The 19993-nt window shown below is 59.1% G+C and carries 17 protein-coding genes and 4 pseudogenes; 8 read left to right on the top strand and 13 right to left on the bottom strand.

The window, feature by feature from the left end:
* Positions 1 to 62 precede the first annotated feature (62 nt).
* The 3 genes and pseudogenes from pheT to radC form a co-directional block, all read right to left on the bottom strand.
* Positions 63 to 2483: pseudogene (pheT, locus tag MUN84_RS15520) on the bottom strand (phenylalanine--tRNA ligase subunit beta).
* 145 nt (positions 2484 to 2628) lie between these two features.
* Positions 2629 to 3270: a DUF1684 domain-containing protein gene (locus MUN84_RS15515; RefSeq protein WP_244694921.1), complete on the bottom strand. Its 642-nt coding sequence runs from the start codon at positions 3268 to 3270 to the stop codon at positions 2629 to 2631.
* Positions 3271 to 3317: 47 nt separating this feature from the next.
* Positions 3318 to 4069, bottom strand: a pseudogene (gene radC / locus MUN84_RS15510) (RadC family protein).
* 113 nt (positions 4070 to 4182) lie between these two features.
* Between radC and MUN84_RS15505 the strand changes: the two are divergent.
* From MUN84_RS15505 to MUN84_RS15480, 6 genes are all read left to right on the top strand, one after another.
* Entirely contained in the window at positions 4183 to 5217 is a 1035-nt protein-coding gene (locus tag MUN84_RS15505) for a metallophosphoesterase (RefSeq protein WP_244694920.1), read from the top strand.
* The gene (locus MUN84_RS15500) at positions 5139 to 5429 is read left to right on the top strand and encodes a metallophosphoesterase (RefSeq protein WP_244694918.1); all 291 of its coding nucleotides are present in this window, start codon (positions 5139 to 5141) and stop codon (positions 5427 to 5429) included. Before MUN84_RS15505 ends, MUN84_RS15500 begins: the two co-directional genes overlap by 79 nt.
* A gap of 162 nt (positions 5430 to 5591) precedes the next feature.
* Positions 5592 to 6257, top strand: a complete 666-nt coding sequence (locus tag MUN84_RS15495) for a hypothetical protein (RefSeq protein ID WP_244694917.1) — start codon at positions 5592 to 5594, stop codon at positions 6255 to 6257.
* A 152-nt stretch (positions 6258 to 6409) separates the two neighbouring features.
* Positions 6410 to 7081, top strand: coding sequence for a carboxypeptidase-like regulatory domain-containing protein (locus MUN84_RS15490; RefSeq protein ID WP_244694915.1), 672 nt, complete (start codon positions 6410 to 6412; stop codon positions 7079 to 7081).
* 152 nt (positions 7082 to 7233) lie between these two features.
* Complete coding sequence (uvsE, locus tag MUN84_RS15485; RefSeq protein WP_244694913.1) at positions 7234 to 8142, top strand: UV DNA damage repair endonuclease UvsE; 909 nt, start codon at positions 7234 to 7236, stop codon at positions 8140 to 8142.
* A gap of 24 nt (positions 8143 to 8166) precedes the next feature.
* Positions 8167 to 8517 carry a hypothetical protein gene (locus tag MUN84_RS15480; RefSeq protein ID WP_244694912.1) on the top strand — a complete coding sequence of 117 codons (351 nt, stop codon included), beginning with the start codon at positions 8167 to 8169 and terminating at the stop codon, positions 8515 to 8517.
* A gap of 69 nt (positions 8518 to 8586) precedes the next feature.
* On the opposite strand, the gene MUN84_RS15475 is transcribed toward MUN84_RS15480, so the two are convergent.
* From MUN84_RS15475 to MUN84_RS15440, 9 genes and pseudogenes are all read right to left on the bottom strand, one after another.
* On the bottom strand, positions 8587 to 8964 hold the full coding sequence (locus tag MUN84_RS15475) for a hypothetical protein (protein ID WP_244694910.1): 378 nt from the start codon (positions 8962 to 8964) through the stop codon (positions 8587 to 8589).
* A 337-nt stretch (positions 8965 to 9301) separates the two neighbouring features.
* On the bottom strand, positions 9302 to 9973 hold the full coding sequence (locus tag MUN84_RS24650; RefSeq protein ID WP_410780105.1) for an aldose epimerase family protein: 672 nt from the start codon (positions 9971 to 9973) through the stop codon (positions 9302 to 9304).
* A 41-nt stretch (positions 9974 to 10014) separates the two neighbouring features.
* Positions 10015 to 10515 (bottom strand): hypothetical protein, encoded by a 501-nt coding sequence (locus tag MUN84_RS24645; RefSeq protein ID WP_410780054.1) that lies wholly within the window; start codon positions 10513 to 10515, stop codon positions 10015 to 10017.
* A 72-nt stretch (positions 10516 to 10587) separates the two neighbouring features.
* Positions 10588 to 12243 carry a family 43 glycosylhydrolase gene (locus tag MUN84_RS15465; protein WP_244694908.1) on the bottom strand — a complete coding sequence of 552 codons (1656 nt, stop codon included), beginning with the start codon at positions 12241 to 12243 and terminating at the stop codon, positions 10588 to 10590.
* Between the two features lie 53 nt (positions 12244 to 12296).
* Positions 12297 to 13361, bottom strand: coding sequence for a family 43 glycosylhydrolase (locus MUN84_RS15460; protein ID WP_244694907.1), 1065 nt, complete (start codon positions 13359 to 13361; stop codon positions 12297 to 12299).
* A gap of 209 nt (positions 13362 to 13570) precedes the next feature.
* A complete protein-coding gene (locus MUN84_RS15455) occupies positions 13571 to 15124 on the bottom strand; it encodes a RagB/SusD family nutrient uptake outer membrane protein (protein WP_244694906.1) in 1554 nt (517 codons plus the stop codon).
* Positions 15125 to 15160: 36 nt separating this feature from the next.
* Positions 15161 to 17218: pseudogene (locus tag MUN84_RS15450) on the bottom strand (SusC/RagA family TonB-linked outer membrane protein); the annotation flags it as partial.
* Between the two features lie 36 nt (positions 17219 to 17254).
* Positions 17255 to 18133 carry a TonB-dependent receptor plug domain-containing protein gene (locus tag MUN84_RS15445; protein WP_244694904.1) on the bottom strand — a complete coding sequence of 293 codons (879 nt, stop codon included), beginning with the start codon at positions 18131 to 18133 and terminating at the stop codon, positions 17255 to 17257.
* A complete protein-coding gene (locus MUN84_RS15440; RefSeq protein ID WP_244694903.1) occupies positions 18052 to 18315 on the bottom strand; it encodes a hypothetical protein in 264 nt (87 codons plus the stop codon). Before MUN84_RS15440 ends, MUN84_RS15445 begins: the two co-directional genes overlap by 82 nt.
* Positions 18316 to 18782: 467 nt before the next feature.
* Between MUN84_RS15440 and MUN84_RS15435 the strand changes: the two are divergent.
* Positions 18783 to 19253 (top strand): annotated as a pseudogene (locus MUN84_RS15435) (galactokinase); the annotation flags it as partial.
* Between the two features lie 98 nt (positions 19254 to 19351).
* On the opposite strand, the gene MUN84_RS15430 reads toward MUN84_RS15435, so the two are convergent.
* The gene (locus tag MUN84_RS15430) at positions 19352 to 19489 is read right to left on the bottom strand and encodes a hypothetical protein (RefSeq protein WP_244694902.1); all 138 of its coding nucleotides are present in this window, start codon (positions 19487 to 19489) and stop codon (positions 19352 to 19354) included.
* Between the two features lie 41 nt (positions 19490 to 19530).
* Between MUN84_RS15430 and MUN84_RS15425 the strand changes: the two genes are divergently transcribed.
* Positions 19531 to 19947: a hypothetical protein gene (locus MUN84_RS15425; RefSeq protein ID WP_244694901.1), complete on the top strand. Its 417-nt coding sequence runs from the start codon at positions 19531 to 19533 to the stop codon at positions 19945 to 19947.
* Positions 19948 to 19993: the final 46 nt, after the last annotated feature.

Genomic DNA, 19993 nt, shown 5'->3' with positions numbered 1-19993 from the left:
GGAGTTCTGATTAGCAACCCAATTAGCAAAAACCGCTAACCAAAAACCAAGTTACTTCCGAATCAGGGCCCGGCCTGCTGCTCAAACTGCTGAATCAGGCGCTGCATAACGCCGTCAATAGCTTGGTCGGTGAGGGTTTGGGTAGGGTCCTGGAGGAGGAAGCTCACGGAGTACGATTTTTTATCGGAGCCCAGGTTTTCGCCTTCGTACACGTCGAACACGTTCACCTGCTGAAGGAGTTTCTTTTCGGTGCGGCGGGCAATCTGCTGGAGCTGGTCGAAGGTGATGGTTTTGTCGACTACCAGGCTTAGGTCGCGGCGTACTTCCGGGAACTTGGGTAGCTCGCGGGCCACCAGGTTGTTTTTGTACTTGCGCATCAGCCAGTCCCAGTCCAGCTCGGCGTACCACACCGGCTGCGACACGTCGAGCTTCTTCAGCACGGCGCCCGACACGGCCCCGAGCTGGGCTACCGGCTGGTTTTGAGCCAGCAGCGTGAGGCCACCGGCCAGGTAGGGGTGTTGCACCGGCTGCGAGGTAGGCTGGGGAAGCCCAGGAACGCCAGCACCTGCTGCACTGCACTAGCCAATTGGTGGTAGGTAGCCTTTTCCGACTTCTGCTGCCAGGTTTCAGCGGCTGTATTGCCAGTTAGGTATATGACGAGCTTGTTCTTTTCCTCGTACTGGCCATCGGCCTGCTGGCGGTAAGTTTTGCCGAACTCGTAGAGCTTCAGGTCGCGCTGGCGACGGTTTACGTTGTGGCGCACTACTTCTAGGCCGCTGTGCAGCAGCGTAGGCCGCAGCACGTTCAGCTCAGCGCTATTGTAGTTAAGCAGGCGTACCAGCGCGGCATCCGCTTCTCCTTCCTTCTCGAAGTAAAGCGAGTTGGTAATGGAGTTAGTGATGATTTCCGAGAAGCCCTGCCCGCTCAGCAAGCGCGCCGTATTCTGACGAATAATCTCCGGATCAGGATTCGGGAATTTAGCGAGGTAGGAAGCGGAGTTATGGGGGCGCAGGGCCACGTGGTTGTAGCCGTAGATGCGCAAAATTTCCTCGATGACGTCGGCCTCCCGGGTCACGTCCACCTTGTGCGGGGGCACCGACAGAATCCACTCGGCGTGGCCGGCTTCGTTGGTTAGCTCCTCCGCAATCAGAATATCCAGGTCGGTCAGGATTTGGCGAATCCGCTCGGGCGCAATGAACTGGCCCACTAGCTTCTCCACTCGCGGCAAACGCAAGCGCACCAACGTGTGGCTGATGTGCGTGGGGTACTCATCTACCACCGGGGCGGCCACGGTAGCGCCGGCCAACTCCTGAAGCAGCAGGGCAGCGCGCTTGAGAGCCACCGGCACCATGTGCGGATCAGTACCCCGCTCGAAGCGGAAGGAGGCGTCGGTTTTGAGCTGGTGAGTCTGGCCGGTTTTACGTACCACGGCCGGCGCGAAGTAGGCGCTTTCCAGGAACACGCGGGTAGTAGCTTCCGACACGCCGGAGGTTTTGCCCCCGAACACACCCGCTAGGGCCATGGGCGTGCCGTTGGCATCGGCAATAACCAAGTCTTCGGCGCGTAGGGTGCGCTCTACCCCATCCAACGTGGTGAACTTCTCACCAGCCTCGGCCCGCTTCACCCGGATGTGGCCGCCGGTAATTTGGTCGGCATCGAAGGCGTGCAGGGGCTGGCCCAACTCGTGCAGCACGAAGTTGGTGACGTCTACCACGTTGTTGATGGGCGAGAGGCCAATGCTGCGCAGGCGGCGCTGCAGCCACTCCGGCGAGGGGCCTACCTGCACGTTTTCCAGCAGTAAACCAGCGTAGCGCGGGGCAGCGGTAGCGTCCTCTAAGGTTACCTGGATATTTTGCGCTGCTTCGGCGGGGGCGTGGAAGTGGCTGACGTCGGGTAGGTAGCAAGGCTGGCGCAGCAGGGCGCGCAACTCGCGGGCTACCCCGTAGTGCGAGGCGGCATCGGCCCGGTTCGGAGTCAGGCCAATTTCGAACACGGAGTCGGAGCCCAGGCCGAAGTAATCGGCGGCAGGCGTGCCATTGGGCAAGTCGGTGTCCAGCTCCATGATGCCGGCGTGCGAGGTGCCCAGGCCAATTTCGTCCTCGGCGCAAATCATGCCCTCGGAAGCTGCCCGCGGATTTTGGACTTCTTAATCTTGAACGGCTCGCCTTGGGTGGGATAGAGCATGGCGCCTTCCAGGGCCACGACTACCTTCAGGCCGGCGCGCACGTTGGCGGCGCCGCACACAATCTGACGGGGGTAGCGTCGCCCACGTCCACGGTGGTTAGGCTGAGCTTGTCGGCGTCGGGGTGCTTTTCGCAGGTGAGCACCGTGCCTAGCACCACGCCGCGCAGGCCACCCGGAATGCTTTCCAGCTCCTCAATGCCTTCTACCTCCAGGCCCGAGCCCGTCAGCAGCTGGCCAAGTTCCTCGGCGGGTTTGTCGGTAGGAATGAGCGTGCGGAGCCAGTCGAGGGATATTTTCATCTGTTGCCAGTTGTCGGTTGTCGGTTACCAGTTGCGGCGGTTCTGTTTCAGGTGGCCGCATTACACCGGCAACCAGCAACCAACCACTACCAACTGATTCGCGGCAAAGGTACGGATTCGGGCGGGCGGCGGAAAGCGGCCCGATTTAGTGGTTGTGGCCGGTATGGTCGGTTTCTGGAAAGGCCATTTCCCCGGCCCGAACTTCTACCGCCAGCCGGTTTTCCTGGGGCGGTACGGGGCAGGCATAGGCAGTGCCGTAGGCGCAGAATGGGTTGTAGGCCTGGTTGAAATCGAGGGTAAGCTCGTCGTCGCCCTCGGCCGGCAAGTCTACATCGAGGTAGCGCCCGCCGCCGTAGGTAGTGAAGCCGTTGGTTTTGTCGGCGAAAGCCACGAAGAGCTTGCCGTCTTTCTCATCGGGCCGGAGCAGGAGCACCAACTGCTGGGGCGCATCGGCTAGCTCAAAGGAAGCCCGGCCCCAGCGCAGGTAGGTATCGGCCTTGCCATCGGTCAGCGGAATCTGAACGGTTTCGGGTTTGGCAAACCGCTCTACCTGAGCGCTTACCCGGTAAGTTTTGTCGGGCGCGAAGTAGCGCAGGCTGTCGAACTCGTTGCGCTGCTCGGCGGAAAGCGGCGAATCGGTGGCCCGGCGGAAGGAATCGTTTTTCTCTTTACGAGCCTTGGCCACGCCGGCTACGTACTGGTTGTCGCCCAGCACAAGGTCTTGCAAGGAATAACCTAACACCAGCAGCAGCCCGAGGCCGATAAATAACTTGGGATTGATACGCATACGGCAAAGATACGCCGGCCGCGCCAGCGGCCAGAGTCCGTGGGCTACTACAGCGTGCCTTCGTCGGCGAAGCTGTAGTAGCCCGCATCGGTGTAAATGAGGTGGTCGAGGATGGGTAAATCCAGAAAGTGGCCGGCCTCCTTGAGCTTGCGGGTCAGGGCAACATCGGCGGCGGAGGGGCTGCGGTTGCCGCTGGGTGGTTGTGCACTAGAATGATGGATGAGGCCAGCTGCTCCAGTGCTTCCTTGAAAATCAGCTTCGGATCGGCCACGGTGCCGGCCACGCCGCCCCGACTGACGGCCACGGTGCGCATGACCACGTTGGCCCGGTTCAGGAGCACCACCCAGAACTCTTCGTGGGGCAAATCCTGGAGGTAGGGCCGCACTACGCGGTAAGTGTCGTGGGAGTTGGTGATGGTAGGCCGGGCGGGCACGTCGGCTTCTTTGCGCCGCCGCCCCAGCTCCAGAGCCGCCACAATGGTAATGGCTTTGGCCTCGCCGATGCCTTTTTGGCGCATTAGCTCTTTTACCGAGAAGCGGGCCAGGGCGTTCAGGTCATTGCTGGCGGCATTGAGCACTAGCTTGGCTACATCCACGGCGGAAAGCTTGGTGGTGCCGGAACCGAGTAGAATGGCCAGCAGCTCGGCGTCGGAGAGGGCAGCCCGGCCCTTTTGCAGCAGTTTTTCGCGGGGTCGGTCTTCTTCGGCCCAACTCTTGATGCCGAAGGCCGTTGGAGTTTCGTAGCGGACGGGGGTAGGCAGATTGGATAGATTTTCAGTCAGATTGTCAAACTCTTGCATAGGGCACCGTTGTTGTAACGCCCGGAATTTAAAGCAAAAACCCCGCATCCGCGTCTGTTAGTGCAGCCGCGGCGCCCGAACTAACCTGCCTAGCGCGGGGTAGCCCTTCTACTATGTCAAGATCCGTTCTTCCGTTTATCTTCTTTGCCCTGGTAATTGCCGGGGAGTGGTACGGCTTTCAGGCCGTGCGTACCATGGTGCAGCACGCTTCCCCCGCCACCCGCCGCACTACCCACGCCGTGTACTGGGTCCTGACCGCCCTGATCTGGGGCTTGGGCATCTGGGCCATGAGCAACCGCCGGGAGCATGCTTCCTTCAAGTCCTACTTTGGTGGCCTGCTGCTGGCTATGGTAGCGGCCAAAATCGTCATTATTATTCCGCTGCTGCTAGAAGACGTGGTGCGTGTGGGCCGGTGGGCCGCGCGGGCCATTTCCGGGCCGGCCGGCAGCACGGAGGGCACGGCTATTTCGCGCAGTGAGTTTCTGAGCAAGTTGGCGCTGGTGGCAGGCGCCGTACCCTTTGTGGCCCTGATTTGGGGCATGGTGAAGGGCGGCACCGACTACACCGTGAAGCGCGTGACCTTGCGCTTCCCCAACCTGCCTGCCTCGTTCGACGGTTTCAAAGTGCTCCAGATTTCCGACCTGCACACGGGCTCTTTCCAAAGCAAGGAACCCCTGCAACGGGCCGTGGCCCTGATCAACCAGCAGCAGGCTGACTTGGTATTTATGACCGGCGACCTGGTGAACAACTTCGCGCACGAGGTAGAGGAGCACATCGACACGCTGGCCGGCATCCGGTCCAGCCTGCCCATCTACTCGGTGCTAGGCAACCACGACTACGCCGACTACGTGAATTGGGAAGAGCAGGGCGGGGCGCAAGCTAAAGCGGCCAACCTGGCCCGCATCAAGGTCAACCACGCCAAGATTGGTTGGGAGCTACTCCTGGATGAGGCCCGCACCGTGGAGCGCAACGGCGAGAAAATTGCCATTCTGGGGGTACAGAACTGGGGGCCCGTGGTTTTGCCCAGTACGGCAAGCTCGATAAGGCCCACGCCGCCGCCGACCCTACCGTGCCGTTCAAAATCCTACTTTCCCATGACCCCTCGCACTGGGATGAGCAAGTACACGCCTACGAGGACATCGACCTGACGCTCTCAGGCCACACCCACGGCATGCAGTTCGGCGTGAACCTGCCCTTCCTGAAGTGGAGCCCCGTGCAATACGCCTACAAGCAGTGGGCGGGCCTCTACCAGCGGGGCCGCCAGTACCTCTACGTAAATGCTGGCCTGGGCTTTATCGGCTACCACGGCCGGGTGGGCTTCCTACCGGAAATCACCGTTTTTGAGCTGCGCCGGGCCTAGCAACGGGCACTTGCTACCTACCTGAAAGCCACCGTGAAAACTCGCGGTGGCTTTTTGTTTGCCGACTGGTAACCGCTACAGTAGCAGCGCCGTATAGGTGCCATTAGAATTCTCCAACTCCCCTCTCTCCCATCCATTTTTCTCTCACTGAACTCCTCTCTAATGAAAAAGTCCCTGCTTCTGCTTTCGGCCGCCGCGGCCTTCTCGTTCGCTTCGTGCTCGGAAAATAAAACGGCTGACACCACGGCCACTGACACGACCACCACAACTTCTAGCACCACGACTCCATCCATGGCTACGGCCTACTCGGAGGAAGCAATTCAGCGCCGCGCCGACCGGATTGCCGCTGACATGGCTGCTAAAATGAAGTTCGATGACGCCACCCGCACCAAAATCCGGACGGTGTACCTGACTCGCGGCCAGCGCATTGCTGAGTTGCAAAGCAAGTATGCTACCGATACCGCGGGTATGTCGGCGGCCATGCGCGACGTGTATAACAACTCCGACATGGAGATGAAAACCGTCCTGACTGACCCCACTCAATATTCAGCCTACGAGTCGAGCCGTGTGGAGTACATGGATGACCGCTACATGGAAGACGACACCAACATGGCTACCTCCGACATGAGCTCTTCGGACATGAGCACCTCCAACTCTACGAGCATGGAGTCGGGTAGCGGCTCGGTTGGCACGGATGGCAAAGTGAAGGTAAAGCGTGATGGCGACATCAAAATTAAGGACAGCCAAGGCAACAAGGCCAAGATTGACGCCGATGACGCGACCATGAAAGCCAAGCCCGTAGACGGCGAAAAGATCAAGGTGGAGTAGTCGAACTGCTTACTACCTACTTATTGGAAAGTCCGCACCTGCAACGGTGCGGACTTTTTTTGTCTCTGTTTGGTGTTGTTCCGTCGATAATAACCCGTTGCCGGTAGGTTCTGCTGGCTTTCCACGCCGCTGCTGCGTTAGTTTACCCTGTAATGATTCGTCGCTTCGGTTTTTTGCCGGTTTTCTGGCTGTTGCTCATCGGTGTTCTTTTGGCTGCGGGGGCCGCCACGGCCCAGGTACGCGTAACGGGCAGCATTTCCGATGCCAGCACCCGCAAAGTTATTCCGGGCGCTTCGGTGGTAGTACAGCGCACCCGGCTGGGGGTAGTAGCCAACCAGGAGGGCGACTTCAACATTACGGCGGCCAGCACCGATACGCTGGTTTTTCGGGCCGTGGGTTTCAAGGCTCAGCGCCTACCCCTGGGCGGCTCGGGCCTGTCGCAGCTGATCGTGCACATCAAGCTCCAGCAGGACACCGTGATGCTAGGCGAAGTGCGCGTGACGGAAGGCCGCCCCGACCGGGCCACCATCAACAAGGCCCTGCGCAATATCAAGCGACCCAGCACCGCCCCGAAAAGCTACGTAAAGCGCCCCCCGGCACCTAAACCCCTGTTTGCCGTCGACTCGGCGGCGCCCAAAGCCCCCACGCCTACCCTGGCTAGCCCCGTCAGCCTTATCTACGAGCAGTTTTCACGGGCCGGCAAGGAGCGCCGGAAGATGGAGGAAATTCAGGCTGAGGAAGCCGCTGCCAAAGCGGCGGAGCAAGCTCGCCAAGCCCGCCGCCGCTACAACGCTAACTTCAAGGACAACCGCGGTTATGAATAAGCGGAAGCCCGGTGATTCAGTGAGGTAGCAATTCAGTGAGTGGCAACAGGACGAGCAATTAAGTGTGTAGCAAACAATGCTTGATGAACACACCAAACGCCTGTCATTCATAACTCAATCACCATTTCCCAACTTCTCACGTAAGCTAGTCTATGAGAATAGGCTATCCTTGCGTTAACGAGTCGTTAGACTGTACTTCGACCAGCACTTTCCGGCTGGCTTCTTACTCCGATGAGCGGGTAGAACTGGCCGTAAGCAACAATTTGGCGTGTTTGCAGCGCATTCTGGTGTGGAATGTGGCCCAACACCTGCTGTTTTTCCGGATTGGCTCGGGCATTGTCCCATTCGGTTCCCACCCCGTCAACACCTTTCCCTGGCAGACGCGCTTTGCGGCAGAATTTCGCAGTGTAGGCGACTACATCAAGGCCAACGGCATGCGGGTTTCCTTCCACCCCGACCAGTTTGTGGTGCTGAACTCGCCCGACGCGGGCATTGTAGAGCGCAGCGTGCAGGAACTGGTGTATCAGGGCTCCATGCTGGACTTGATGGGACTAGACAGCACGCATAAGCTACAAATTCATGTGGGCGGCTTGTACGGCGACCGGGAGTTGGCAATTTCCCGCTTCATTGCTACGTATCGTGTTCTGCCCGAAGCCGTGCGAGCCCGCCTTGTCATCGAAAACGACGACCGGCTCTTCAGCCTCCAAGACTGTTTGCGGGTTCATCGGGAGGTAGGAATTCCCATTCTCTTTGACAACTTCCACCACGAGTGCCTAAACCACGGCGAGCCCATGGCGGAAGCCCTACGCCTGGCCGCCGCCACCTGGCACCCTACCCGCGACGGCGTGATGATGATGGACTACAGCTCCCAGGCCCTGGGCGAACGGCGGGGCAAGCACACTACCTCCCTGGAGGAAGACCTGTTCCAAGGCTTCATAGCCGAGCTCGGCGACCTGGACGTGGACATTATGCTTGAAATCAAAGACAAAGAGGCCAGCGCCGGCCGTGCCTGTGGTATTCTGCGCGACCTAGGCCGCATTGTGGCCGCTCAAACCGCATAACCAGCATCTTATTCTTTCCGCTTTATGGCCCTTACTGACCTCCTGAACACCACCACCCAATCTCTGAGCAACGGCATTACCGGTCTGCCCCTGAGCACTGCCATGGACACCACCGAAACCTGGCAGCAACACTTTCTGCAAAGCGGCGACCCCACCCTGCAGAACATTGCCCGCGAAATTGGTAACCTGCAATCCTTGTTGAGCAGCGAAAAAACTGCCGGGCTGGATGGCGCGGCAATTGGCCGCTCGCTCAGCATGCTGGGCTCCCAAACCGCCGAGGTGGCTCGCACGGCTTCTGCCGAAATCCGAAGTGGTCTTACTGCCCTTTCCGATCAACTCCTGAAAGCCGGAGGACAGCTCGAAGACCAATCCTAGATTTCATTTTGGCCAAAAAAAGCCCGCTTAGCATTGCTGAGCGGGCTTCCTTTTTTGATAACAGTAGGCCTAGGGCCGGGTTGTGTTAGCAGGGGTAGCAGAACGGCGGGGCTGCGTAGATTGGGGCGTGGCTCGGCGTTTATTTTCGGGAGTAGCGCGCGAGGCCGGGGTTGTCTGGCGCATGTTCTGCTTGATGGTAGTGGTGGTCTGGGCGGGTAGTGGCCGCTCATCGATGGTCCCTATTACTCGCTGTTGGGGCGGGTTGGCCCGCGTGGGTGTGGTCTGGGAAATGGTGCCGGGGTTATTGGCACTGGCCGGATTAGTTGGCGGCAGGGTAGTTTGGTTTACGCTGCCGCTACGTTGAGGGGCATCGGGGCTGATTTGGGCAGTAGCAACCGTAACAGAACCTAGTAGGAAAGCAGCGGCTAGCAGGAATTTCGTTTTCATGGAAAAGGCAGATTAACAAACGGCACCAACGCAGCGCCCATGCGTTACTATACGCCTTGCCATACTGCCCAGTTGGGGGCGTCACAATTTTATTTGCCAGCAACCTTCTGTTTGACAGTCCTTTACTTGGCGTATAGACGATAAGAACGCCTTCTACCGCTCGTGAACTAAAGCTCACGGGCAGTAGAAGGCGTATTACGGGGCAAGGATTTCTGTACCGAGGCGCAGCTTCACGACCAGCGTTCAACCCACCAGGCCGCAATTAGTGCTTGCCCACTTGAAGTCCTTGTATTTCGCTCGGGTGCAGTATAGCCACTGTCGAAGAGAAGCTAGGCGCCTATTTGCGCACTCCAAACCGGTATTCCGTAGTGGAGTGGAAGGTCTGGCCGGGCTGGAGGATGGTGCTGGGGAACTTGGGCTGGTTGGGTGAGTCAGGGAAGTGCTGGGTTTCCAGGCAGAAGCCGTAGTTCTTCACGTAGGCGGTGTTGCCTTTACCCTTCAGGTTGCCTTTAAGGAAGTTACCGGAGTAAAACTGCACGCCGGGCTGGTCGGTGAGCACCTCCATGGTGCGGCCCGAAACGGGTTCGTACACGGTGGCCGCTACTTCTGGCTTGGTACGCAGCTTATCGGCCAGCACCCAGTTGTGGTCGTAGCCGCCGGGCGCCTTGCCGGGCACCTGGGCAATTCGCTCCCCAATGGCGTGGGGCTGGCGGAAATCCATGGGCGTGCCCTGCACCGGCCGCAGTTCCCCGGTCGGAATCAGGGTAGCATCAACTACCGTGAAGCGGTCGGCATTTAAGGTCAGCACGTGGTCGAGGGCATTTTTGGCCTGGCCGTGGTTGAGGTTGAAATAGCTATGGTTGGTGAGGTTTAGTGGGGTAGCCTTGTCAGAGGTAGCAGTATAGTCGAGGCGCAGCGCGTCGTCGTTGGTGAGCGTGTACACCACCTTCACGGTGAGGTTGCCGGGGTAGCCTTCCTCACCGTCTTTGCTCAGGTAGGTGAGCGTCAGCGTCTGCCCGTCGGCGGACGTACCGGGCTGAGCCTGCCATATTACCTTGTCGAAGCCCTTTTTACCCCGTGCAGGGTGTTTGCGCCGTTGTTCTGAGCCAACGTATATTCTTTGCCATCGAGGGTGAACTTGCCCTTGGCAATGCGGTTGCCGTAGCGCCCGATCAGGGCTCCGAAGTAAGGACCTTCTTTGAGGTAGGAGTCACTGGTGTAGCCTTCCAGGTTGTCGAAGCCCAGCACTACGTCGCCGAGCTGGCCGTTTTTGTCGGGCGTGAGCAGGCTGGTGAGCGTGCCGCCGTAGTTCGTGATGGTGGCTTTCAGGCCGTGGGCATTGGTGAGCGTGTAGAGCTCTACTTCGGTGCCGTCCTGGGTGGTACCGAACGAGGTGGAGGTGGGCATAGCGGTGGTGGTGGCAGCTTGGGTTGAATCGGGGCTGGCAGTGGTACGGGCACTACCGGCGGCCTGTTCAGAAGCAGAGGGCTGATTGCAAGCCGCCAGTAGCAGCAAACCGGCTAGGGCACCGTTCCGGGGGAAATCCATCATAAAACGCAAAAAATAACGGGAGGTAACAGAGAGGGACGTTGGCAGGCAGGGAGGCACACGGTTTACGTCGGGCTACTTGCCCGCTGGCGCATTGCCCCCAGCCTGGGCAGAGAGCAGCTGGTTTTCCAAGCTAAAATCTTCAAAAGCCACGGTAGCCGTAGCGGGCCCTTTGGCTAGCACCCCTACCCGCACGCCCCGGTCCCAGGGTGGCAGGTAAGCGCCGCTGATGGGGCCACTGCCACCCGGCAGGTTCTGCCAGGTTTTTCCTCCATCGGCGCTCCAATCAAAGCGAAACTGCGTGCTGTTCTGCGCCTGCAGGCGCAAGGTCAGGGCTGTGGCGGCTGGCAGCTTTACTTCGCCAATATTCTTCTGCTTGCCTTTCTCGAGCTGCCAGAGCTGGAGCTTGCCGCCGCCGGCCGTGAGGGCCAACGTGTTTTCCGGGTCGCCGTGGGCGGCAATGCCTGCTACGGTGCCCGCAGGCAGTTTGGCGGGGTTCAGCAGGGTAGTCGTGGCGGTGTAGTCGGCGGAAGTGGTGTGCTGGCCGAGCACCGCGCCGCTGTGCTGGGGCCGGGCCGTTAGCTCCAACCGGCCGCTACGCACGGCCACGGTGGGCCGCTCCTCCACTGGCCACTGCCAGGAAGGTAGCAGGGTAGTTTGGTTGAACTCGTCGCGGAAAGTACGGGCCGTGGCCACGGGAGCTTTGGTGGCGGGCATCGAGCTACCCCCCCGGAACTCGGGCCAGCCGCCGGCCGTCCAGGCAAACTCGCTGATAACGCCCTGCCGGCCCACAAACTCGAAACTGCGGGTGTCGTAGGCGTGGTGCAGCATGTACCAGCGGTTGCCGCGGTTGAACACGGTGCCGTGGCCGGGGCAGGTCCACTTCTCGCCCTTGGTCAGAATGGGGTTCTTCTCATACTTTTCCCAGGGGCCCAGCAGGCTTTTGGCGCGAGCTACCCCAATGCCGTAGGTGCAATTATGCCCGCAGCAGCCGTTGCCGGCATAAAAGGCGTAGAAGTAGTCGTTGCGCTTAACCATGCTCACGCCTTCCACCAGGTTGCCTTCCCAAGGGGCCGTGTTGCGAAACAGCTCTTTTTTCTCCCCAAGTAGGGCCGTATGCTCCTCGTTCAGGCGCTGGGCCCAGATGGGCGTCGGCTCGTTCACGCTGTTGCCATCTTCTTTCCAAATTAGGTACAGCTCGCCCTTTTCATCACGCATCGGAAACCCATCGATGGAGCCGTGAGGCTGACCCACCAGCGGCCCCAGGTCGCGGTACGGACCGGCGGGGCTGTCGGCTACTGCAATGCCCACGGCCAGGTTGCCGCCCTTTTTGTGGGCCGTGTAGTAGATGTAGGTTTTGTCGCCTTCCTGGCTGATTTCCGGGGCCCAGAAGTAGTAATCGGCCCAGGCAGGTAGCTCGTTCGGGAATACGTGGCCGGCCAGTTCCCAGTCAGTCAGATTCGTGGATTTGAGCAGGGGAAAGACTGGCCCCCAGTTCGAGGATGTAGCCGTGGCCCAGTACGTGTCGCCTACTTTGGCGATGGACGGGTCGGGAAAGTCGCCGGGTAGCACCGGGTTGGTAATGGAAATAGCTGGGGTTTCCGCCTCCGCCACGGTTTCGGCGGTAGTAGCCGTGGGCGTGCTGACGCTCGTAGTGGTGGCAGACTGGCAGGCGCCCAGCAGGCTCAACGCCAGTCCGGCCACTAGGTGGGTTTTCGTTTTCAGAACCATAGATCAGGAAGCTACAATCGGGTAGGTGGGATACTCAGCGCTAAAGTTGCCGATTATTCGCCGGCGGGTTTCGGCAGGGCCGTGCCTAGGGCCACGGGCGTCCCAAAATCGGGCGTGCCGTCGGCTTTCCAGGTAAACTTCTGCATGCGCGGGCTCCGGTTGTCGCCGCAGCCCTGGCCGGCTTGGGGGTTGGCATGGTAAATAATCCAGTCCTCGGTGCCGTCTTTAGACTGGAAGAAGCCGTTGTGGCCCGGCCCAAAAGCGCGGCCCGCGGGGTTCTTCACGAATACGGGGGTGGGCGTTTTGGTCCAGGAGCTAAGCTTCAGGGGGTCGGCGGTAGCGGAAGCCGTGAGCAGGCCCAGGGCGTAGTCGTCGGTGCTGCAGTGGCTGGCCGAGTACACCACAAAGGTTTTGTCGCCGCGCTTCAGGATTTCCGGCCCCTCGTTCACATCCGGGTCACCGAGCTGCTCCCAGCTGAACTCGGGTTTCGAGAGCTCCACCCGCGACCCCACCAGGGTCCAGGGGTTGCTCATTTCGGCTATGTAAATGCGCTGGGTTTGGGCGCGGGCTACTTCATGGCCCGACCACAGCAGGTAGCGCTTACCGTTCTGCTCCAGTACAGTACCATCAATGGCCCACAAATCCTGACCCGGCACGGCAATGCGGCCCTTATCAACCCAGGTGCCTGTGGTAGGGTCAGCGGAAGAATTTTCCAACACGAAAATACGGTGCCCGTCGCAGCAGAGCGGGTTAGCCGAGTAATAGATGTACCACTTCCCGTTCAGAAAGTGCAGCTCCGGAGCCCAGATTTCAATTTGGTTGATGCCAGCCTGCTGGGGCGTCCAGACTACAGTGCTCACGGCCGAACCCAGCTCCGACATTTTCGCCGTCTTGCGGATAACCAGGTTGCCGCCCGTCGTGCTCATGTAGTAGTACACGTCGCCCCGGCGCACCACCCACGGGTCAGGCCCCACCGATAGCAGTGGGTTCGTGAAAGTGGTAGTGGTAGGCGCGGTTGGCGGGGTCGGGGTGGGCGTTATTGATGGAGAGCTTTTGGAGCAAGCCAGAGTGCCGACCAGCAGCAGGGAAGCCCAGAAGAAGGAACGAAAAAACAACATAACGACAGGCGGGAATGGAAAAGAAAACCGGATAGTAGCAATAAAAGGCCAAGCAGAGAAGCCATAGTAGCGTTACCCTACCCCTTCACTTTAAGCCAAACAGCCGCTGCACCGGAAGGTACAGCGGCTGTGGTACGCTACCCAGTCAGTAAGGTAAGCTTACCATCCGGGGTTTTGCTTTAAGCGACCCAGGTCCACGTCGCTCTGCACTAAGGGAGCAGGCGGGATTTGCCAATCACGAAGTTGTTGAAGTCCGAGTCGCGCGCCTTCAGCAGATTGAGGCCCGTCTGGTTGTCGAGCAGGCCCCAGCGCTGCAAGTCAAACCACCGGACGCCCTCACCCGTCAGCTCCGTTACCCGCTCGTGCATGAGTTGGGTACGCAGGGAGGCCTGGGTAAAGCTACCGGCCGAAAGTGGGGCTAGCCCGGCGCGCTGCCGCACCTGGTTGATCAGCGGGATGGCGGCGGCCATCTGCCCCTGCTCATTCAGGGCTTCGGCTTGCAGCAGGAGCACATCGGCGTAGCGCATTACCCGGTGGTTAATCGGGGAGTCGAAGTCTTCGAAGGTGCGGTAGTAGTCGGTGGCGTATTTGCGCCAGTACACGCGGGCCCGGTTGCGCACGGATACGGCAATTGCCTCTGGCTTGCTGTCAGCCGGCTTGGTACGGTTCAGGAATCCTATTCCATAGGCCAGAGTGTCGGCGTCAACCGGCAGGGTAGTAGAAAATTGGGCTTGGTCGCGGCGGTTGTAGAAGGCCGTTGCCGCCAGCCGAGGGTCGCGCTGTCCGGCGGCAGTGGGCTCTTGCAGCATTTCCCGTACTACCCAGGGCCGAATTTCACCATCGTTGAAGCCGGCACCCGGCACACCCCAGAATTGGGAACGTTGGCCGCCCTGCGAGGAGGTAGCATCGGGGCCGTTGCCAGCATCGTTACCGCCTTTCTTTTCATCCGTAAACTGTACCTCAAAGATGGACTCTGAGTTGTTCTCGGTAGTGTGGCGGAAGTTATCGGTGTAATCGGCAGTTAGCCGGTAGGTGCCGGAACTAATAACCTGGGCAAACTGTGCCTGCGCATCGGCCCACCGCTTGTTCTGCATGTAGGCTTTACCGAGCAGCGTGGTTGCGGCGCCTTTGGTAGCCCGGCCGACATCGTTGCCGGTGTAGGCAGTGGGTAAGTCGGGCTGGGCGGCCTGCAGATCGGCAATTACCTGAGCCCACACTTCAGCCTCCGTGCCCTGCGGATATACCTGGTCCAAACTCGTAGGCGGGGCCAGAGCTAGGGGTACGTTACCATAGAGCGAAACGAGGTTGAAGTAGCTCAGGGCACGCAGAAACCGAGCCTCGGCTAGCACCCGCTTCTGCAAGGTAGCATCCATACCCTGAATGGCGGGCACATAAGCTAGCACCTGGTTGCAGCGGTAAATTGTGCGGTAGTGGTCGCGCCAGATGTTCTGCGATACTTCAAAGTTGTAGTTCGTTTGCACAAAGCGCGTGAAGTCGGCCAGTTCACCCCAGGGGCTTTGGCTGAAACCGGTGTCGTCGCGTAAGTCAAAAGCAAAATTGAGCCAGCGGCGGTACATGCCCAGCCCTTGCAGACCGGCATAAGTGGCCGTGGAAGCCCTCACGGCATCGTCGCTGCTTTTCCAGGATGATTCCGTGGTAGGAAGGTTTGGGTTTACTTGGTCGAGTAAGTCTTTTTCGCAGGCTGTGGCACTAATTAGCAGTGCTCCAGCCAAGCCCAGCCGGGTTAAAAAAGCGGATTTCATATCGGTATGGTATGGAAGTCGGAAAAGAGGAAGGGCCTAGAAACCGGCCTGAATACCTAGCGTGAACGAGCGAAGGTTGGGGTAAGAACCTTCATCAACGCCGCGGGCCAAGTTGTTGCCCAAGGTATTGAAGGCCCCGCTACCCACCGTTTCGGGGTCATAGCCGCTGTAGTCGGTGATGGTGAACAGGTTCTGGCCCGTAGCGAAGATGCGCAGGGAGGCCACGTACTTGGTGCGCTCCAGCAGGGGCTTGGGCACCGTGAAGCCCACTTGCAAATTTTTCAGGCGCAAGTAGGAGCCGTCTTCCAGCCAGCGAGTAGTATTAAACAGGGCGTTATTACCAGGAGCCCTACCCGAATTACCGCCCGCTATCAGGGCACGGGGGGTGGTAGTAGAGGGATTAGTGGGCGTCCAGGGGCTGAAATCAGCCCGGTAGTTTCCGTTGTCGTCGGTCCGGTCCAACCAGTACTTGGTCGTGTTGAACACGTCGTTGCCCTGCACGCCTTGGAAGAAGGCCGTCACATCGAAGCCGCCGTAGCCCAGGTTCAGGTTCAGGCCATACTGGAGTTTTGGGAAGACATTGCCTACGTGGGCTCGGTCGAAGTCATTAATAGTGCCATCGCCGTTGATGTCCTTATAGCGCACATCACCCGCCTGCAAGCCAGCCGGAATATTGGAGTCGCCGCTCTGATAAATGCCATCAAACTGGTAGAGGTAGAAAGAGCCAATCTCGTGACCTACCTCGGTGCGGGTAATACCATTAGGTCCGCCATTGAAGAAGTTGGTAGCTCCCGTAGCTTCGCCGCCTACCGTGCCCAGATCGAGCACTGTATTTTTAATAGTAGTCAGGTTGGCGCTGGCTCCGTAGCGAAACTTCGTGCGGTTTTCGTTATAGCCCAGTTGCAACTCAAAGCCTTTATTTTCCAGCTTACCTAGATTCCGGAACGGATTAGGGCCGGCGTTGCCGAAAGTCAGGGGCAGATCAGGGTTAATCAAGGCGTTGTACGTCTGCGACACGTAGTAATCGGCCGACAGTATCAGGCGGTCTTCCAGGAAGCCCGCGTCGAAGCCAACGTTGGTGGTGCGCCGGTCTTCCCACCGAATATTGTCGCTGGCGTAAGTCGTTTGAATAGCCCCGTTGCCGTTCACTACCGAGCCGTTCAGAGCGTAGTTGGCGTTGGTGTTAATAAAGCCTTGCGATAGGTAGGAACCGCCATACGCCCCGTTTACTAAGTCGTTGCCCAGGCGGCCGTAGGAGGCTCGCAGCTTCAGATCGGAAATAGCAGTTACACCTTGGAAGAAGTTCTCCTTCGAAACGCGCCAGCCCAGGGAGGCCGCGCCAAAATTGCCCCACCGATTATCCGGGTCAAAGCGCGAGGAGCCGTCACGGCGGAAGGCGGCCGTAACCAGGTAGCGCTGGTCGTAGTCGTAGGTGAGCTGCCCGAAGAAGGACTGCTTAGCCCAGACGTAGGACGAGCCGATGGCCTGTGGGGTCTGGCTGCCGGCGTCCAACGCCCAGTAATAAGTAGGTCCGGTGCCGTACCCAAAGTTGACGCCACGAGTAAACTCCTGGCGGAAACGCTGCTGGCTGTAGCCTGCTACGGCCGTCAGGTTGTGCTTGCCAAAGTCCTTGTCGAAGGTAAGCGTGTTTTCGGCCATGCCGAACAGCTCATTGCCCTGGCTTTCGCCGAAGTTGGAAGGGTTAGTGGCGTCGTTGCGGCGCCAAATGCCGAACTGCCGCTTCTGCTGGTCATGGAACCCGTGGTATTCGGTAGCCAAGTTCAGGCGGTAGCGCAGGAAGTCGAAAAGGGATAATTCACCGTACACATTGCCCTGCAGGCGGTTGGAAGTGCCGGTATCGTTGAGCAAGGTTTGCAGCGCAATGGGGTTGGTGCCAAACGTAATGGCGTTATCGTTGCCAATACCAAAGCCTCCGGGCGTGGTAGCATCATACACTGGAATCACCGGCAGCATCCTCACCACATCAATGAAGGGCAGACCGTTGAGGCGGGTTTGGTTGGTACGCGTGAGCAAAGCGTTTTGGCCGAATTTCAGCCGTCCGCGCGTAAAGCCCGTGTTCACGCGCAAGCTGTACCGCTCGAACTTGGGCCCCGCACGGTACCATCTTGCTTAAAGTAGCCCCCGACACGTTGAAGTTCGAATTAGGTCCGCCCCAGAGAAGCCTAAGTTGTAGTCCTGAATGGAGCCGCGCTTGAAGAAGTTCTCATTCTCTTTAAACAGCTCGGCTTGCCAGTCAGTATCAATACCAGCGGGCGGGTTGGCCGCATAGGGCTGAGGTGCAAGACCGGCATTTTGATAGGCCTGCCGGTTGATGGCGGCCCATTCGGCGGCATTCGTCAGGTCCAGCGTGTTCACCAGGCGTTGCACCCCACCGTTGGCACTAAAAGAGATGCTGGGAATCCCGGCCTTGCCCTTTTTGGTCGTAATAATAATTACTCCATTAGCACCCGAAGCGCCATAAGGCGCCAAAGCCGCCGCATCTTTCAATACCTGCACCGATTCCACGTCGGCGGGGTTGAAGTCGCGCTGGCCGCCCTGTCCTTGCACCCACAGTCCGTCAATAACGTAAAGTGGGCCGCTACCACTGGCAATAGTGCCCAGGCCACGAATGTTAATGTTTGGAGCCTGGCCCGGGGCGCCGGAGTTGGTAACAGTTACGCCCGGCAGACGGCCCTGAATGGCCTCCCCTACCGAGGCAACCGGCGCGCGGCGCACTTCTTGGGCGCCTACGCTGGCTACTGAACCGGTTACATTCTGACGTTCTTGGGTGAGGTAGCCGACTACTACTACCTCGTTGAGGGCCTTTGAGTCGGGGGCGAGGCTGATGTTGACGCTAGTGCGGCCACTAACAGGTACCTCTTGGGTGAGGTAGCCGACAAAGGAGAAAGTAAGGGTAGCATTGTCGGCTACGGTGAGGGAGTAGCGGCCATCGGCATCGGTGGTGGCACCGTTGGAAGTGCCTTTTTCCAGCACCGTAACGCCGGGCATCCCTGTCCTTTCTCATCAATAACTCGACCCGTAATGGTTTGGGCAGCAACCCCGTTGCGGCGAATATCAACCTTGGGCAACTCAGCAGCCACCGCCCCGGTGCTGGCCAAAGCCGAAAGAGGCAGAATACAGCGCAACGCCAGCTCGGCTGGTCGGCGCAATCTGAGGTAGGAATTTTTCATGGGAAAATAGTGAGGTGGGAATTTGGTGGAGGTACTCACTGCAAACGTTTGCGCCACTACACGGCAAGCAAACGTTTGCGAGGAAAGTAAAGACCTAGAAACGCAAAAGTCAAAAACCAGTAAATCAGGCTTCCAAGGCGGATTTAGAGCACAACAGGCCGCTATTGCTCTTTACGAAACCCGGAATGGCAGCGTAAGAATAAGCACGATTTCAGGAAATGCCAAGAAATTAATAAGATTAGTTGTCACCATCATGCACATCATATCCAACTACGTACCGTCTAAATTCTATTTTAATCGGGTTATCGTTGAGCCTGGCGCACACCGTTTTTGCGTATTTAGTCAAGTGAAGGTTACTATTTCCAAAAACTAGGCGTATTGTTGCAAACGTTTGCGCAATTGCACAGCAGTTCCAACTCTATGGTTTCTGGCCGGCGCGGCTTATTCTGTTCCTTTTCTTCTACCCTATGCTACCTGATATACTCGCCGCTGCCTTTCAGCAGCAGTTCCATTATGCGCCTCTGGTGGTGCGTGCGCCCGGTCGGGTAAACCTGATTGGCGAGCATACTGATTACAACCACGGGTTTGTGCTGCCCGCAGCCATCAACAAGGCTATTTTCTTTGCGGCGGGGCTGAATGGCACCTCTGCTATTCGCCTTTATTCCCACGATAAGCAGCAGCTCTACACTACGGAAGCCGACTCCATACAACCTTCTACCCTCTTGTGGGCCAACTATTTGCTAGGCGTGGTGGCGCAGTTTCAGAAGCGAGGTATTGCGGTACCGGGCTTCGACTGTGTATTCGGAGGCGACATTCCAATGGGAGCCGGGCTCTCGTCCTCGGCGGCGGTGGAGTGCGGGCTGGCCTTTGCCCTGAACACGCTGCTGCACACCCACCTGGACCGGATGACGCTGGCGCACATGGCCCAGAAAGCCGAGCACGAATTTGCCCTGGTGCAGTGTGGGCTGATGGACCAGTTTGCTAGCTTGTTCGGCCAAGACGGGCAGGTAGTGCGCCTGGACTGCCGTTCCCTGGACTACGAATACTTCCCCTTCGACACCCGCGCGGCCCAGGTTGTGCTCTGCAACTCCGGCGTGAAGCACTCGTTGGCCAGTTCCGAGTACAACACCCGCCGCCAGGAGTGCGAGCAGGGCGTGGCCGTACTGCGGGGCACTACCCCAGCTGCAGAGCCTGCGCGATGCCACGCTAGCGCACGTGCAAACCCACCGGGCTGCATTGGGCGACGTGGTGTACCGGCGCTGCCGCTACGTGGTAGAAGAAAACCTACGAGTAGAAGCAGCCGGCCAGCACTTACTGGCCGGCGACCTGCGTGCCTTCGGCCAGCAGATGTACGCCTCTCACGCCGGGCTGCGCGACGATTACCAGGTAAGCTGCCGCGAGCTGGACGTGCTGGTGGCCGCGGCTCAGCAGGCGCCGGGCGTGTTCGGGGCCCGCATGATGGGCGGCGGCTTCGGCGGCTGCACCATCAACCTGGTAGCCCCGGACCAGGTAGAGCAGTTCATTGCCCACCAAACCGCCGCCTACCAACAGCAGTTAGGCCTACCCCTGGAAACGTACACGGCCACCATTGTCAGTGGAGTAGACACGCTGGAACTGGTAGCGCTCCACTAATATCGGTTGTTTCGGGCCCGGCCGCTGGATGGGGGAGTGGGAACCG

The sequence above is a fragment of the Hymenobacter sp. 5516J-16 genome, from assembly GCF_022919335.1.
GTDB lineage: Bacteria > Bacteroidota > Bacteroidia > Cytophagales > Hymenobacteraceae > Hymenobacter > Hymenobacter sublimis.
The sequence above is the reverse complement of the archived record's forward strand: the minus strand, read 5'-3'. Positions and strand labels throughout refer to the sequence as shown.